We start from the raw sequence: 14,810 nt of genomic DNA, 5'->3' as shown, positions 1-14,810 counted from the left end.
TGGCCGGTCACCCCCGGGTGTCCGAGGTGCCCGAAAACGGAATCCATGCACCGTTTACCCGGTTGTCAGCCCCACGTCCGGGCGGGTCAGTCCGGCGGACGCTTGCGGCGGTGAGGGTGGCGCGGTACTCGTGGCCCCGGTCGCAACTCCCCGGGCACCCGGTAGAGAGAGGTCTCCCCATGAAACGCACACGTCTCGGCATGCTCGCCCTGTCCGGTCTGGCCCTGCTCGGCGTCGCGGGCCTCACCGTCGGCCCGGCCGCGGCCGTCGAGCAGACCGCCCCGGATGCGGTGGCGCACGGCCGCGGGCACGATGACCCGGTGATCGTCGGCCACCGGGGCGCCCCCGGCTACCGTCCGGAGCACACCCTCGCTTCCTACGAGCTGGCCTGGCGGATCGGCGTCGACTTCGTCGACGTCGACCTGGTGCCGACCAAGGACGGGCAGCTGGTGGCCCGGCACGAGCCGGAGATCGGCGGCACCACCGACGTCGCGGACCACCCGGAGTTCGCCGCGCGCAAGACCACCAAGGTCATCGACGGCACGAAGATGACCGGCTGGTTCACCGAGGACTTCACCCTCGCCGAGCTGAAGACGCTCTTCGCCAAGGAGCGGATCCCGCAGAACCGCCCGAACAACCAGCTCTACAACGGCCGGTTCCGGATCGCCACCTACCAGGAGGTGCTCGACGACGCCCGGCGGCTCGGCCGCGAGCTGCACCGCACGCTGGGCACCTACCCGGAGGTCAAGCACTCCACCTACTTCTCCTCGATCGGCAACCCGACCGAGCCGAAGCTGGTGGATCTGCTCACCCGCAACGGGTTGAACCGGCCGAACGCGCCGGTGGCCATCCAGTCGTTCGAGGTGTCGAACCTGCAGGCGCTGCACCGCCAGGTGAAGGTTCCGCTGCTGCAGCTGAGCAGCGCGACCGGGGCGCCGGCGGACTGGGTGGCCAAGGGCGACAAACGCACGTACGCCGATCTTGTCTCGCCTGCCGGGCTGCGTGAGGTCGCGAAGTACGCGGTCTACCTCGGACCGGAGAAGTCGCAGATCATCCCGCTGGACGCGAAGGGTAATCTCGGCACGCCCACTTCACTGATTTCCGACGCGCACCGGGTGGGACTGAAGGTGCAGCCGTACACGTTCCGCAACGAAAACCCGTTCCTGCCCGCGAATCTGCGTTCCTCGGACAGCCCGACCGCATTCGGGAATGTGTTCGCCGAGGAGGCCGCTTTCTTCCGGGCCGGGGTGGACGGATTCTTCGCCGACCAGCCGGACACCGCGCTGGAATCGCTGCACGACTTCCTCGGCCGCTGATTTCTGTCGGTCCCCCTCGCTAACCTTCTCGTATGGATCTTGGGGAGGGGATCGACCGGCTGGCAGCGCGTACCGGGTTCACCGGCGCGCTGCTGGTCCGGCGAGGCATGGAAACGGTGCTCGGCCGCGCATACGGCTGGGCGCATCGGGGGTACAGGGTCCCGAACACCGTCGATACGCGGTTCGGGATTGCCAGTGGTACCAAGGGGTTCACCGCGCTGGTCGTGGTGAGCCTGATCGTCGACGGGCTGCTCGCGCTGACCACCCGGGTACGCGAGCTACTCGGCCCGGACCTGCCGTTGATCGCGGACGCGGTGACGGTGGAACAGCTGCTGGCGCACCGGTCCGGGATCGGCGACTACTTCGGCGAGGACGCGCAACCGCCGCCTCGGCCGCGGGAATTCACGTCCGCGGCGGCGTACCTGCCGGCGCTGGACGGGCAGCCGCAACGATTCCGGCCCGGCACGCGGTTCGAATACAACAATGGCGGCTACGCGGTGCTGGCGATCCTCGCCGAGCGGGCGGCCGGGCTGCCGTTCGCGGAACTCGTGCGGACGCGGGTCACCGAGCCCGCCGGCATGCCGGACACCGCGTTCCTCCGTTCGGACGAGCTGCCCGCGCGCACCGCCACCGGGTACCTGGAAGACGGGCGTACCAACGTGTTCAGCCTGCCGGTGGTGGGCAGCGGGGATGGCGGCTGCTACTCGACGGCGCCGGATTTCGCGGCGTTCTGGCCCGCGTTGCAGGCCGGCCGGATCGTGCCACGCCAGTGGGTGGCACGGATGACCGCGGCGCACAGCCCGGAAACCGGCACCCGGGAGAAGTTGCGGTACGGCCTCGGTTTCTGGCTGCCCGCGCGCGGGGACACGGTCCTGCTGGAGGGATACGACTACGGCGTCTCGTTTCGCAGTGTGTGGCAACCGGGGCGAAAGCTGAGCATGACGGTGCTGGCGAATACCGCGGAAGGGGCTTGGCCGGTCGTCCGCCATCTGGCGGAGGAGGTGCTGCCCGGATCTTGACACCTGTGAACGGGGCGGGCTAGCTTCGGCGATTCAAAGGTCTGTCCGCATACCTTTCAGGTGGGTACCCGATGGATGTCCCCGACTCGCAGACCACCTCCGAACCCGGCCATCCCGACGAGGACAGCGCCCGCCTGCACGCGCTCGGCTATGCGCAGGAACTCAAGCGCACCATGTCGGCGTTCTCGAACTTCGCCGTCTCCTTCACCATCATCTCGATCCTGTCCGGCTGCCTGACCCTCTACGGCTTCGGCATGAAGACCGGCGGGCCCGCGGTGATGATCTGGGGCTGGCCGCTGGTCGGGTTGTTCGTGGTGCTCGTCGGGCTCGGGATGGCGGAGGTCTGTTCGAGCTACCCGACCGCGGGCGGGCTCTACTACTGGGCGGCGAAGCTGGCCACCCGCAACGGACCGGCGTGGTCGTGGTTCACCGGCTGGTTCAACCTGATCGGGCAGATCGCGGTCACCGCGGGCATCGACTTCGGCGCGGCGTTGTTCCTGAACGCGTTCCTCGATCTGCAGTGGGGATTCAGTGCCACGCCGGGGCATACGATTCTGCTGCTGGCGATCATCCTGGTCGTGCACGGCGTGCTGAACACCTTCGGTGTCCGGGTGGTCGCGGTGCTCAACAGCGTCAGCGTGTGGTGGCACCTGCTCGGCGTGCTCGTGATCGTGGGCGTGCTGGTGATCGTGCCGGCGCACCACCAGGACGCGTCGTTCGTGTTCGGCAGCTTCGTGAACCAGACCGGCTGGGGCTCGATGGCGTACGTGTTCGCGCTCGGGCTGCTGCTGGCGCAATACACACTCACCGGGTACGACGCGTCGGCGCACATGACCGAGGAGACGAAGAACGCGTCGAAGGCCGGGCCACGCGGGATCATCACGTCGATCCTGGTCTCCCTGGTCGCCGGATGGGTGCTGCTGATCGGCCTGACCTTCGCCATCCAGGACTACGACGGCGCGGTCAACTCGGCCACCGGGGTGCCGCCGGCGCAGATCTTCATCGACGCGACCGGCGCGGTGACCGGCAAGTTCCTGCTGCTGATCTGCATCGGCGCGCAGTTGTTCTGCGGGATGGCTTCGGTGACCGCCAACTCGCGGATGATCTACGCCTTCGCCCGCGACGGCGCGATCCCCGGCTCGTCGTTCTGGCACCGCATCAACAAACGCACCCAAACCCCGACCAACGCCGTATGGCTGGCCGCCGGCGGCGCGCTGATTCTGGCGCTGCCCTATCTCTGGAGCCAGACGGCGTACGCCGCGGTCACTTCCATCGCGACCGTCGGCCTGTACGTGGCGTACGTGATCCCCGTGTTCCTTCGTGTTCGTCGCGGTGACAGCTTCGAGAAGGGGCCGTGGAACCTGGGCCGTTGGGGCAAGCCGATCGGCGTCGTCGCCACCGCATGGGTCGTGGTGATCTTCGTGCTCTTCATGCTGCCGCAGTCCTCGCCAATCACCGTCGACACGTTCAACTACACGCCCATCGCGTTCTTGATCGTGCTCGGCGGCGCGGCGCTGTGGTGGGTACTGTCCGCGCGAAAGTGGTTCACCGGCCCGAAGGTGCAAGGCTCCGCGGCCGAGCTGGCCGCCGTGGAACAGGAGCTGAAAGACCTCGGCTGACGCGCTCGGCGGCGCACCCCGTCCAGACCAAAGCTGTGAAGGGACCCTTCACGGACGCAGAGTCCGTGAAGGGTCCCTTGACAGCGTCAGAAGCGGAAGCTAGGCGAACTCGTGCCGCACGATCGTCTGCTCGCGACCGGGGCCCACGCCGATCGCCGAGACCCGGGCGCCGGAGAGTTCCTCCAGGCGCTCGACGTACGCGCGGGCGTTCGCGGGCAGCTCGGCGAAGGTGCGGCACGAGGAGATGTCCTCGAACCAGCCGGGCAGCTCCTCGTAGATCGGCACAGCGTGGTGCACGTCGGTCTGGGTCATCGGCATGTCCGAGGTACGGAAGCCGTCCACCTCGTAGCCGACGCACACCGGGACCCGCTCCAGACCGGACAGGACGTCCAGCTTGGTGAGGAAGTAGTCCGTGATGCCGTTGACCCGGACCGCGTAACGGGCGATCACCGCGTCGAACCAGCCGGTGCGCCGCGCGCGGCCGGTGGTCACGCCGACCTCGCCGCCCTGCTTGCGCAGGTACTCGCCGGACTCGTCGAGCAACTCGGTCGGGAACGGGCCGGAGCCGACCCGCGTCGTGTACGCCTTGAGGATGCCCAGCACGGTGGTGATCCGGCCGGGACCGATGCCCGAGCCGGCGCTGGCGCCGCCGGAGGTCGGGTTGGACGAGGTCACGAACGGATAGGTGCCGTGGTCCACGTCGAGCAGGGTGCCCTGCGAGCCCTCCAGCAGCACCGTCTCGCCGCGCTCCAGCGCCTGGTTGAGCTGCAGCCGGGTGTCCGCGATGCGGTGCGCGAACCGCTCACCCGCGGTGAGCACCTCGTCGGCCACCTGATCGGCGTCGAGCGCCTTGCGGTTGTAGACCTTGACCAGCACCTGGTTCTTGAACTCCAGCGCCGCTTCCACCTTCTGCCGGAAGATCTTCTCGTCCAGCAGATCCTGCACGCGCACGCCGACCCGGGCGATCTTGTCCTGGTAGCACGGCCCGATCCCGCGGCCGGTGGTGCCGATCTTGCGGCTGCCGAGGTAGCGCTCGGTGACTTTGTCGATCTCCACGTGGTACGGCATGATCAAATGCGCGTCCGCGGAGATCAGCAGGCCGCTGGTGTCGACGCCTCGGGCCTCCAAGCCGGCCAGCTCGTCGAGCAGCACCCCGGGGTCGACCACCACGCCGTTGCCGATCACGTTGCTCACGCCCGGCGTCAGGATCCCGGACGGGATGAGGTGCAGCGCGAAGTTCTCGCCGTTCGGCAGCACCACGGTGTGACCCGCGTTGTTCCCGCCCTGATAGCGGACGACCCACTGGACGCGGTCGCCGAGCAGGTCGGTCGCCTTGCCCTTGCCCTCGTCTCCCCACTGGGCCCCGATCAGCACGATCGCCGGCATGTGACACTCCAGATGTTCGGCAAACAGGAAAACGCGTCCCCGGCAGGGGACACGGGTGGCGCTGGTAAATGCCGGTGCATGACTGTAACGGAGGACCCGGCGGTGCGCGGAACGGTGGTGGCCTGCGGCGCGGCCGGACAGCGGGCGGCGGCGGGTGCCGAACTCCCGGTGACCGCGGCCGGTACCCGCCCCGGCAAGCCGGAAATCGATTCCTTGCTGGGGGAATACGACCGGCTGGTGGTCGCGGGCACGGATGGCGACCTCGCCGCCGTGGTGGTGCGGATCATGCGCCGGGAACGCCTCGCCGACGTGTCACTCGGCTACCTGCCGGTCGCGCCGTCCCCCGCGGCCGCACGCTGGCAGCTGCCCGCCGACCCGTCCGCCGCGCTCGCGCTCGCGGCCGGCGGAGCCGACACGGCGGTCCCGCTGGTGCGGGACGACACCGGCGGCGTGCTGCTCGGAGCAGCCCGTCTGGAGGCTGTCAAGGGCCAGGCGTATTGCGACGAACAGGTGGCATTCGACGGAGAGGCCGCCGCGGTGGAGATCGCCCCGGATGACGCCGGAGTGCTCGCCCGGGTGACCCGTGGACGGTTCCTGAAACGCACCGCGACCTTCCACGGCCGGGCCTTCCAGATCGGCTGCCTGCCGACGTCTTCGCTGGTCATCGACGGCATCCCGGCCGGGCGGGAGATCACCCGGCGGACTTGGTACCGGCATACCGCCGACCTTCGGCTCGTCCGTGGGTGAACGCGAAGTTCCGGTATCGGCGACGCGCTGGTGACGTTCTGTTCACTGAAGGTCTGTTACATGTCACCCCGAGGTGTTGCGGCGGTCACTTCCGTGATTGAGGGTAAATAAGTCCCTGCATCTGACTGGGAGGCAGCAAAATGCTGACCGTGCGTGCTGTTCGAAATTCGTTGACCGTCGTAGCGGGTGTCGTCCTGCTCGGCGCCACCACGATCGGGGTCGCCGAAGCCACCCCGCCGGGCATCCCGTCCGCCGCCACCGCGAAGAGCGACCTCGCCGCGCTCAAGGTGCAGGCGGACGGTTCGCTCACCGGCTACAGCCGGGACAAGTTCCCGCACTGGATCGACCAGGGCAACAACTGCAACACCCGCGAGGTCGTGCTCAAGCGCGACGGCACCGGCGTCCAGGTCGGTGCGAACTGCTACCCGACCTCGGGTTCCTGGCAGTCGCCCTACGACGATGCCACCTGGACCTCACCGTCCGATGTGGACATCGACCACGTGGTTCCGCTCGCCGACGCCTGGCGCACCGGCGCCTCGTCCTGGACGCAAGCCCAGCGCCAGGCCTACGCCAACGACCTGGCCGACCCGCAGCTGATCGCGGTGACCGACAACGTCAACCAGGCCAAGGGCGACAAGTCGCCGGACCAGTGGAAGCCGCCGTCCACCGGTTACTGGTGCACCTACGCCAAGATGTGGGTGGCCGTGAAGTACAAGTTCAAGCTCACCGTCAACACCGCGGAGAAGTCGGCGCTGACCGACATGCTCGGCCGCTGCTGAATCGGGGGGTTGCCCTCCGGAAGCCCGGAGGGCAACCGCTCGCGGCCGTCAGTGACCTGCTCGCACCATCCGCAGGATTTCCCTTGCCAGCGCGTCGTTCTGCCGAAACGGGAGCGCGTTCGTCCGTGGCCGGGTGAACGCGCCCGCGGACCGCGCGCTGGTGTGCGGCCCGACCGCGAACCGGCGGGGATGCGCCGCGCCGTCCGCGGTGTGCACGCGGAAGTCGTCCAGCGTGGTGGCGATGCGGCCGGAGGGCAACGACTCCCCGGCCGAGTCCGGCACCTGTTCTTCCACCAGCTCTCCGGCATCCCGCAGATTCCGCAGCAGTGGATCGGAAACCCGCGGCACGCCGGCCTCCGGCAGCCGTGCTTCGATCAGCGTGCGCGCACTGACCGCGTCCGGATGACTGCCGCTGGTCGCGACGAACACCGCGGCCTCCTCGTCGGCCCTCAGCCGCACATCGGCGCCGAGGAACGAAACGATCCCGGCGTCCGCGAGCGCGAGCAGCTCCTCCAGCCGGCGCGGTGGCGGACCGCTGGCATAGAAGGAAAAGAACCCGTGGAACCAGCCGTCCAGCCCGCTGACCTGCGAGGCGGCCGCGAGCCGTCCGGTCGCCAACAGCGCGGGCAGCTGGCCGATCACGGACAACAACGCCATGAACGCACCCAGGTCGGCGCTGTAGTACCCGTCGCCACGGCGGACGAGATCGTCTTCCACGTACTTTCGCAGCGCCTTCCCGAACTCCTCCACGCAGGCATACCGCTGCCCGGCGAACGGGCGGTCCAGCTTCGCCAGGTCGAGCCGATCCGCTTCGGCAGGTACCGCACCCGCGATCAGACTGTCCATTTCGGACGTTCCCCAGCGCAGGCCGGCGAACGCGTCGGCGAACACCGCGAAATCGGTTCGCACGCGATCAGGGTGGCCGGTGAACAGCTCGGTGTAGTACGCCCAGGCGAGTTCCTTGGCGATCAGCGGCCACACGTCCGCGCGGAAGTCGAGCGGACCGGGGCGTGCGGTCAGCTCGGTGATCGCGTACTGATCGAAGAATCTGGGCAGCTGCAAAGGTTTCCCGCGCAGCCGATACCCGGTCTTCGCGTGATAGGGCACCCCGCGGCGAGAACCGACGTGCAGGATCGGTTCCGCGCCGCTCGGGTGATACTGCAGCCCGCCGCCCGGACGGCGGGAGAAGCGGCCGCCGCGACCTTCGGTCAGCAGAAGCATGAGATCCACAAAGGCCAGACCGAAACCGCGCACCAGCACCGATTCTCCAGCCGGTACGCCCGAGTAGTCGACATCGGCGGTGTAGCCCGCCGGGTAGTAGGCCAGCCCGTGCCGTCCGGCGAACTCGGACAGCGCGCGCTCGGCGCGGTCCGGCAGCGCGTCCAGGTGCCCAACGGTCAGCACCACGGCGTCGGCGGCGACCACCGTGCCGTCGGAAAGCCGGACGGACTCGCGCTCACCGCCGTCCAGCCCGATCGCCGTCGCCCGGTGCTCGACCACCTCGATCCCGGGCGGCAAACCGTCGAGCACCTCGCGGTAGAACCACTCCAGGTACCGGCTCTGCAGCCGGCGAGTGGGGAAGTCCGTGCTGGTCAACGTTTCCAGTTCGGTACGCAGGTCCGCGGGCACCGAATGCGCCGATTCGCCGGAACGCACCCGCCGGACCCATTCGATCAGCGAGGGACCGGTCCGCACCGGACCGGCCATCCGGACCGTGTCGTCGGTGAACACGGTGACGTCTTCGGGCATCGAATTCATCCGCAGCAGCGGTGACTGCGAGTACCGCCACACCCGGCCGGGACCCGCCGGAAACGGATCGATCAGGTGCACCACCAGCCGCCCGCCGCCGAGCAGTTCGGCGGCGTTGGCGGACAGCCGTTCCAGGACGCCGACCCCACGAGGCCCGGCGCCCACGATGGCGAGTGTGAACGTCACAGGGTCGGTCACGCGGCTGAAGCTACGCGCACGAACGGCCTGCGCGGGCGGCGTTTCACTCTGCGGACGGCGGCCATCCGGATGTGGCATGGGACACAGTGGCGCGGACGCGAGATTCTTTCGAGTGCGGAGCGCTATCGTCTGGACACCCGGAGAACCTGCGGTGACCTGATGGAGACCGGCGAACCACCCTGGAGAATCACCAACCGTCACGAACCATCGCGGCGGACGGCTCACCACGTGTGATCACGCTGTAACCAGGGGGAACTATCGTCGCCCCTGGCACGGCACGGTCCGCACCCGGAGCGGGGAGTACAGGTATGACGGCAGGACCGGAACGTGTCACGTTCCGCGAGGTATTCGGGGTCGCCGAGTTCCGTGCCATGTGGTTCGGCGAACTGCTGTCCATCGCCGGGGACCAGCTGGCCAGGGTCGCGCTGTCCGTGCTGGTCTACGCGAACACCGGATCGGCCACGCTGACCGGGCTCACCTACGCGCTCACCTTCTTCCCGTCGCTGTTCGGCGGCATCTTCCTCACCGGGCTCGCCGACCGGTTCCCGCGGCGCACCGTGATGGTCACCGTCGATCTGGCCCGCGCGGTGCTGATCGCACTGGTCGCCATCCCCGGGCTGCCGTTGTGGACGCTGTGCGTCCTGGTCGGCTGCGTCTCCCTGCTGAATCCGCCGTTCAAGGCCTCCCAGCTGGCGCTGCTGCCCCAGGTGCTGGCGGGCGACCGGTTCGTGGTCGGCATGGGCATCCGCAGCATGACCGTGCAGTCGGCGCAGCTGCTCGGGTTCGCCGGCGGCGGCGCGCTGCTGATGGCGCTGGACCCGCGGCTGGCGCTGGTGCTCGACGCCGGGACGTTCGTCCTTTCCGCACTGTTCCTGAGGTTCGGCCTGAAGGACCGCCCGGCCGCGGCGAGCGGGAACCAGCGCAAGCCGTTCCTCTCCTCGCTCAGCTCCGGCGGACGGATCGCGTTCTCGACCGCGGCGCTGCGGCCGCTGATGCTGTTCACCTGGCTGGCCGGACTTCTCCCGGTGTACGAGGGAATCGCCGCGCCGTACGTCTCCTCCGCCGGGGGCGGCTCCACCATGATCGGCCTGCTGCTCGCCGCCGATCCGGTGGGCAGCGTCCTGTTCACCTTCGCCTACACCCGCTGGGTGCCCGCCGAACTGCGGCCGCGGCTGATCGGCCCGATGACCGCGCTCGCCGCGATTCCGCTGCTGATCTGCTTCCTCCAGCCCGGCCCGGTCGTCTCGCTGGTGCTGTTCGTGATCTCCGGCGGGTTCGGCACGATCGCCCTGCTGCAGGCGACCGCCTCGCTGACCGTCGCGGTGCCGGACGAGACGCGGGCGCAGACGATGGGGCTGTCGAACACCGGATTGACCACCACCATGGGCGTGGTTCCCCTGATCGGCGGAGTACTGGCCGATCAGTTCACCGCACAGACCACTGTGGGTATTTTCGGACTGGCCGGGCTCTTGATTACGATTCCGCTGTCGATCATGTGGCGGCGGGCGGGCCGGGAACCGGCCGCGGACGAGCGGGAGCAGGAAGCCGCACGCGCCGAACCTGCATGACAAGTTCCGCGCGTGGGCTCTGACCTGCGCGACCTTGCGGTGCTGCTACGCGGTCACTGTTCCTTGCTGCGCATCGCTGGTCACCCTTCATCCGGCGTGTTCGGGAAAAATGTACACACCAAAGCCCCTTGTGGACAGGCTGCAAATGGGCTGAAACTGTGTGTGAGGAGCTTGTCACCGGACAAGTAAGCAAGGACCTGGGGGAAAAATGCTCACATCGGGGGAACGATCTCGCTGTAATCCGAATGAAACGATCCGCAGCTGGACACTGTGGACCCGGCCCCGCCCGTGGATCGCGGTCACACTGACCAGCCTGACCGCCGCGGTCGCGTTGACCGTCCTGAGTACCGTGCTGGTGCCGGTCACGCTGACCGAGCTGGGCATCTTCGGGCTGCTCGCCGGGCTGGCCGTGGCACAGACCGAGGTGACCCGGCAAATCGAGCGGCAGCGCCGGATGCTCAGCCACGGCCCGCACATCACCGTGACGTCGGTGTGGCTGCTGCCCGCGGCCCTGCTCACGCCGCCACAGCTGGTCGCCGCGCTGGGCGTGGTGATCTACCTGTACCTCGCGTTCCGCAGCTGGAACGGGACCCGGCCCGGGGAGGGGCATCGGGTCGCCGCGAACGCGACGACGATGATCCTGTCCGGTTTCGGCGCCACGCTGGCCGCCGAACTCGCCGGTGGACAGGACGTGTCGACGATTGTTGCCGCTGCATTCGGCTACTTCGTGGTGAACACCGCGCTCACCGGCCTCGGCCTCTACCTGGCAGCGCCGAAGACGGCCACGCCCGCGCACTGCCTCGGCGGCATCGACGACAACGTCCTGGAGGCCGCGATCCTGTGCGTCGGCGGCCTGCTGGCCATGGTGATCACCCAGCAGCCTTTGCTGTCAGGGCTGGTCATCCTGCCGCTGTACGTGCTGCAGCGATCGGTGCTGATCAAGCGGCTCGAGGAACTGGCGACCACGGACCAGAAGACACAGCTGCTCAACGCCACCACCTGGCAGGACGGCGCGCAGCGGGAGATCTCGCGCGCGGAGCGCGAGCAGGGCAGCTTCGGCGCGCTGATGATCGATCTCGACCACTTCAAGCACATCAACGACACCTACGGCCACCTCGCCGGGGACGACGTGCTGAAGGCGGTCGCCGCGGTGGTGAAGCGGGAAACCCGGGCACATGATCTGGTCGGCCGGTTCGGCGGCGAGGAATTCGTCGCCCTGCTGCCCGCAACGTCCAAAGAGGACGCGATCGTGACCGCGGAACGGATCCGTCAGCGGATCAGCGAGCTGGTGATCCCGACCCGTACCAACGAGGGCGAGGCGGTGGCCATCGAACGGCGCACCGCGTCGATCGGCGTCGCCGCTTTCCCGCTCGACGGCGGGGACATCGAAGAAGTGATGGCAGCCGCGGATGCCGCGGTGTACGTGGCGAAGAGCAAGGGGCGTAACCGCGTGGTCGGCTCGCCCGCGAAGGCGACGGGCGGGGTGCCCGCCGCATCTCGCCCGGCCGGGATCGGCGCGGCGCCGACCCGGCCGGAACTCGTCGGCGTCTGAGGCGCCCGACTGGCTCGGCCCGGCCGGCTCCCTCCCCCGGCCGGCCGGGCCTTCTCCCCACCACCACGGCCCTTCAACACGCGCCAGGGGGAGCGATCCGGAAGGCTGTGAAGGGTCCCTTCACGGACCCAGAGTCCGTGAAGGGACCCTTCACAGCCCTGAGGGAGGAGGTCCGGACTCGGGGGGTGGGCGGGAGGCGGTCCGGAATTCCGCGGCCAGCTGTTCGATGAACGTCACCGAATCGGCCGGGCTCAACGCGCTTTCCCGGATCTGGCCGATCACGTCGCGGTAGGTGCCCACGTCGCCGGCGTCCAGGACGAACGCGCCCGAACTGTAGTGCTCGAAGTAGACGATCGGGTCCGCCGAGCGCATGCCGTAGAGGCTGAACTGCCCGCCGAGTCCCGGATGCGCACCGGAGCTGATCCGGACCACGCGAACGCGCAGTTTCGCCGACGTGGCCGCGAGATCGGCGATGAACCGCAGCTGCCGGGCCATCGTCTCGGTGCCGCCGACCGGATTGCCCAGCGCCGCCTCGCCGAGCAGCACCTCGAACGGAATGGCCAGCGGACCGACCACCAGCGGGCGGCGGGCGATCCGCGCGTCCGCCTGCCGTTCGGCGACCTCGCGCGAGAGCCCCTCGGCGAGGAACAGCGCGCGGGCGTAGTCCGGGATCTGCAGCAGTCCCGGCACCAGCAGTGGCTGCCACTCCACGAGCGAAGTGGCCGCCCGCTCACAGGCGAGCAGGCCCGCCATGTGGTCCGGTGCGGCCTGCCTGCCGAGCGTGATCCAGCCGGGATCGGCAGTGCCGCGGGCCAAGTACAGGATTCGTTGTTTGTGCTCACCGACAACCCCGAGCGCGCCGAGAATCCCGGCGACGTCCTCGATCCCGGGGACCCGCTGGCCGAGTTCCCAGTTGGACAGCAGTGCCGGGTTCGCACCGACCCGCCGGGCCAGTTCGCGGACGCCGAAATGGGCTTCGACCCGAGCGTTCCGCAGGGCGGCGCCCAGCGTGCGGATCCGGGGGGTGAGCATGGCCGTGCCTCGCATGCGGTGATCTATAGGTGTCTCCAGCCGCAAACACCTCGGTGATCACCCGATGGTGGAGCGCCGGGGCTCCGCAGAACCCCGGCGCCCACCTCACTTCAGGCCGGTCGCCTCCGCCGCCGCCGGATCGGATTCGGCGAGGAAGGTCTTGCAGCGCTCGTGTTCCTCGGTCTCGCCGATCCGCCCGGCCGCGGTGCCGAGCACGGCGAGCGCGCGCAGGAAACCCTGGTTCGGGCGATGCGCCCAGGGCACCGGGCCGAAACCCTTCCAGCCCGCGCGACGCAACTGGTCGAGCCCGCGGTGATAACCGGTACGGGCGTAGGCGTACGCGGCGACGGTCTCGCCGTCGGCCAGCGCGCGCTCGGCGAGGACCGCCCAGGCCTCGCTGTAGTCGGGATGTTCGGCCGCGACGGCCGACGGGTCCGTGCCCGCGTCGAGAGCCGCCTGCGCGGCGGTGTGCTCGGGCAGCAGCGTCGGTTCGGGGCCAAGCAGATTGTGCGTCATACCGCCATTCTGCCCACGAACCGCGGGGTCAGAGGAACAGGCTGCTGAGCAGGCCCCCACCGGCGAGCACAAGGGCGGCGATGAGCACGGCGGCGACGACCCGTTTCGGCATCATGGGCCGACACCTTACCGAAGCCAACTCCGCCACCCGGAGGGATGAACCGGGTACGGCAGGATGACCGGTATGGCAGTTGAGGACACGGCCGAAGCGATCCCGCGTGGACCGGTGGGCAAGACCCGGCTCTTCTTCGCCCGGCACTGGCACCGCGGCGCGCCCGGTCAGCCGGCCCCCGCGTGGGCGCTGCGGTTCTGCTACGGAATGTGGCTGACCGCGTTCGTGTTCAAGCTGCTCGGTTCGTCGTGGGACATGTCCTGGCATTTCCGCTGGCTGCGTGACGATCTGGCGCCACCGCACCTGATCAACACCGTCGGCACGGTGATCATCGTGGTGCTGGTGGCCATCCACAGCTACACCGGCCTCGGCTGCGACCGCGGCTCCCTGCGGCTGATGCAGGCCGGGCTTGCGGTATTCCTGATCGCCGCGCCGCTGGACGTGATCAACCACCGGGTCAACGGCCTCGACCTGACCGCGTGGAGCCCGTCGCACATGATGCTGTACCTGGGCACCGGCATCATGCAGGCCGGGGTGCTGCTGGGCTGGCTGCGGCTGTCCCCGCCGGGTCGCTTCCGCACCGGTGTACTGCTCGCGCTGTGGGCGTTCTTCCTGGAGAACACCTTCTTCCCGAATGGCCAGCAGGAGTACGGCATCCTCGGCCTGCGCTCCTGGGAACGCGGCACCCCGGAGGCCGAACCGACCCTTCTTTCCTTTGCCGCCCAGCAGATCGGCCACCCGGTGGACCGCGCCGCGGTCATGCACTTCACCATGCCGATCCCGGACTGGGTCTATCTCTTGTGGGGCATCGGGGTGTCTGCGTTGGTCCTCGCACTGGCCCGCCGCACCGTCGGTCTACGTTGGACCGCCCTCACCGTGACCGCGGCGTACGTCGCCTACCGGTGCGTGATGTGGCCGCTGCTGCTCGGGCTGAACTTCCCGGTGTCCACTGTGCCGTTCTATCTGCTGGCCGTCGGATTGGCCGTGGACCTGGCGTACCGAACCCCGCGTCCGGCGCTGTCCGGCGCGATTTTGGTGACTGCCTTGGGATACGGCGCGTTCTGGTTACAGTCCCAGCTGCGCCCGTTACTTCTTGGCGACAGCCAGACGGAATCGGCGCCCCCGGCGGCGTACTGGACGGCCGCGGTGACGGCAGCGGGGCTGCTCGCGCTGTGGGGGCTGGCGCGACGGCGCGTGCCGGCCTGAACACAAGCGCT

Annotated in this window: 12 protein-coding genes; 8 read left to right on the top strand and 4 right to left on the bottom strand. The window is 69.0% G+C overall.

What is annotated here, in order from left to right; translation table 11 throughout:
• Nucleotides 1-179: 179 nt before the first annotated feature.
• The 3 genes from D5S19_RS17450 to D5S19_RS17440 all read left to right on the top strand — a co-directional run bounded on the left by D5S19_RS17450 (nt 180) and on the right by D5S19_RS17440 (nt 3,954).
• Entirely contained in the window at nt 180-1,316 is a 1,137-nt protein-coding gene (locus tag D5S19_RS17450; RefSeq protein ID WP_120024390.1) for a glycerophosphodiester phosphodiesterase, read from the top strand.
• 32 nt (nt 1,317-1,348) lie between these two features.
• Complete coding sequence (locus tag D5S19_RS17445; protein ID WP_120024389.1) at nt 1,349-2,335, top strand: serine hydrolase domain-containing protein; 987 nt, start codon at nt 1,349-1,351, stop codon at nt 2,333-2,335.
• Nucleotides 2,336-2,406: 71 nt separating this feature from the next.
• Nucleotides 2,407-3,954 (top strand): amino acid permease, encoded by a 1,548-nt coding sequence (locus tag D5S19_RS17440; protein WP_120024388.1) that lies wholly within the window; start codon nt 2,407-2,409, stop codon nt 3,952-3,954.
• A gap of 99 nt (nt 3,955-4,053) precedes the next feature.
• Here D5S19_RS17440 and D5S19_RS17435 read toward each other — a convergent pair whose 3' ends face one another.
• Entirely contained in the window at nt 4,054-5,340 is a 1,287-nt protein-coding gene (locus tag D5S19_RS17435; RefSeq protein WP_120024387.1) for an adenylosuccinate synthase, read from the bottom strand.
• Between the two features lie 78 nt (nt 5,341-5,418).
• Here D5S19_RS17435 and D5S19_RS17430 point away from each other — a divergent pair, with 78 nt between their 5' ends.
• A complete protein-coding gene (locus tag D5S19_RS17430; RefSeq protein ID WP_120024386.1) occupies nt 5,419-6,087 on the top strand; it encodes a hypothetical protein in 669 nt (222 codons plus the stop codon).
• A gap of 140 nt (nt 6,088-6,227) precedes the next feature.
• A complete protein-coding gene (locus tag D5S19_RS17425; RefSeq protein ID WP_120024385.1) occupies nt 6,228-6,866 on the top strand; it encodes an HNH endonuclease family protein in 639 nt (212 codons plus the stop codon).
• A 48-nt stretch (nt 6,867-6,914) separates the two neighbouring features.
• Here D5S19_RS17425 and D5S19_RS17420 read toward each other — a convergent pair whose 3' ends face one another.
• Nucleotides 6,915-8,813 (bottom strand): FAD/NAD(P)-binding protein, encoded by a 1,899-nt coding sequence (locus D5S19_RS17420; RefSeq protein WP_233574003.1) that lies wholly within the window; start codon nt 8,811-8,813, stop codon nt 6,915-6,917.
• 308 nt (nt 8,814-9,121) lie between these two features.
• Here D5S19_RS17420 and D5S19_RS17415 point away from each other — a divergent pair, with 308 nt between their 5' ends.
• Both D5S19_RS17415 and D5S19_RS17410 read left to right on the top strand, forming a co-directional pair.
• Entirely contained in the window at nt 9,122-10,381 is a 1,260-nt protein-coding gene (locus D5S19_RS17415; protein ID WP_120024383.1) for an MFS transporter, read from the top strand.
• A gap of 208 nt (nt 10,382-10,589) precedes the next feature.
• Entirely contained in the window at nt 10,590-11,933 is a 1,344-nt protein-coding gene (locus tag D5S19_RS17410; RefSeq protein WP_120024382.1) for a GGDEF domain-containing protein, read from the top strand.
• A gap of 150 nt (nt 11,934-12,083) precedes the next feature.
• On the opposite strand, the gene D5S19_RS17405 is transcribed toward D5S19_RS17410, so the two are convergent.
• Both D5S19_RS17405 and D5S19_RS17400 read right to left on the bottom strand, forming a co-directional pair.
• Nucleotides 12,084-12,980, bottom strand: a complete 897-nt coding sequence (locus D5S19_RS17405) for a helix-turn-helix domain-containing protein (RefSeq protein WP_120024381.1) — start codon at nt 12,978-12,980, stop codon at nt 12,084-12,086.
• 90 nt (nt 12,981-13,070) lie between these two features.
• Nucleotides 13,071-13,481 (bottom strand): DUF3151 domain-containing protein, encoded by a 411-nt coding sequence (locus D5S19_RS17400; protein ID WP_120024380.1) that lies wholly within the window; start codon nt 13,479-13,481, stop codon nt 13,071-13,073.
• A 175-nt stretch (nt 13,482-13,656) separates the two neighbouring features.
• Here D5S19_RS17400 and D5S19_RS17395 point away from each other — a divergent pair, with 175 nt between their 5' ends.
• On the top strand, nt 13,657-14,799 hold the full coding sequence (locus D5S19_RS17395; RefSeq protein ID WP_120024379.1) for a hypothetical protein: 1,143 nt from the start codon (nt 13,657-13,659) through the stop codon (nt 14,797-14,799).
• The last annotated feature ends 11 nt before the right edge of the window (nt 14,800-14,810 follow it).

Source organism: Amycolatopsis panacis (genome assembly GCF_003600245.1).
GTDB lineage: Bacteria > Actinomycetota > Actinomycetes > Mycobacteriales > Pseudonocardiaceae > Amycolatopsis > Amycolatopsis sulphurea.
Note: the sequence above shows the minus strand (reverse complement) of the source record. Positions and strands in the feature narration are given on the sequence as shown.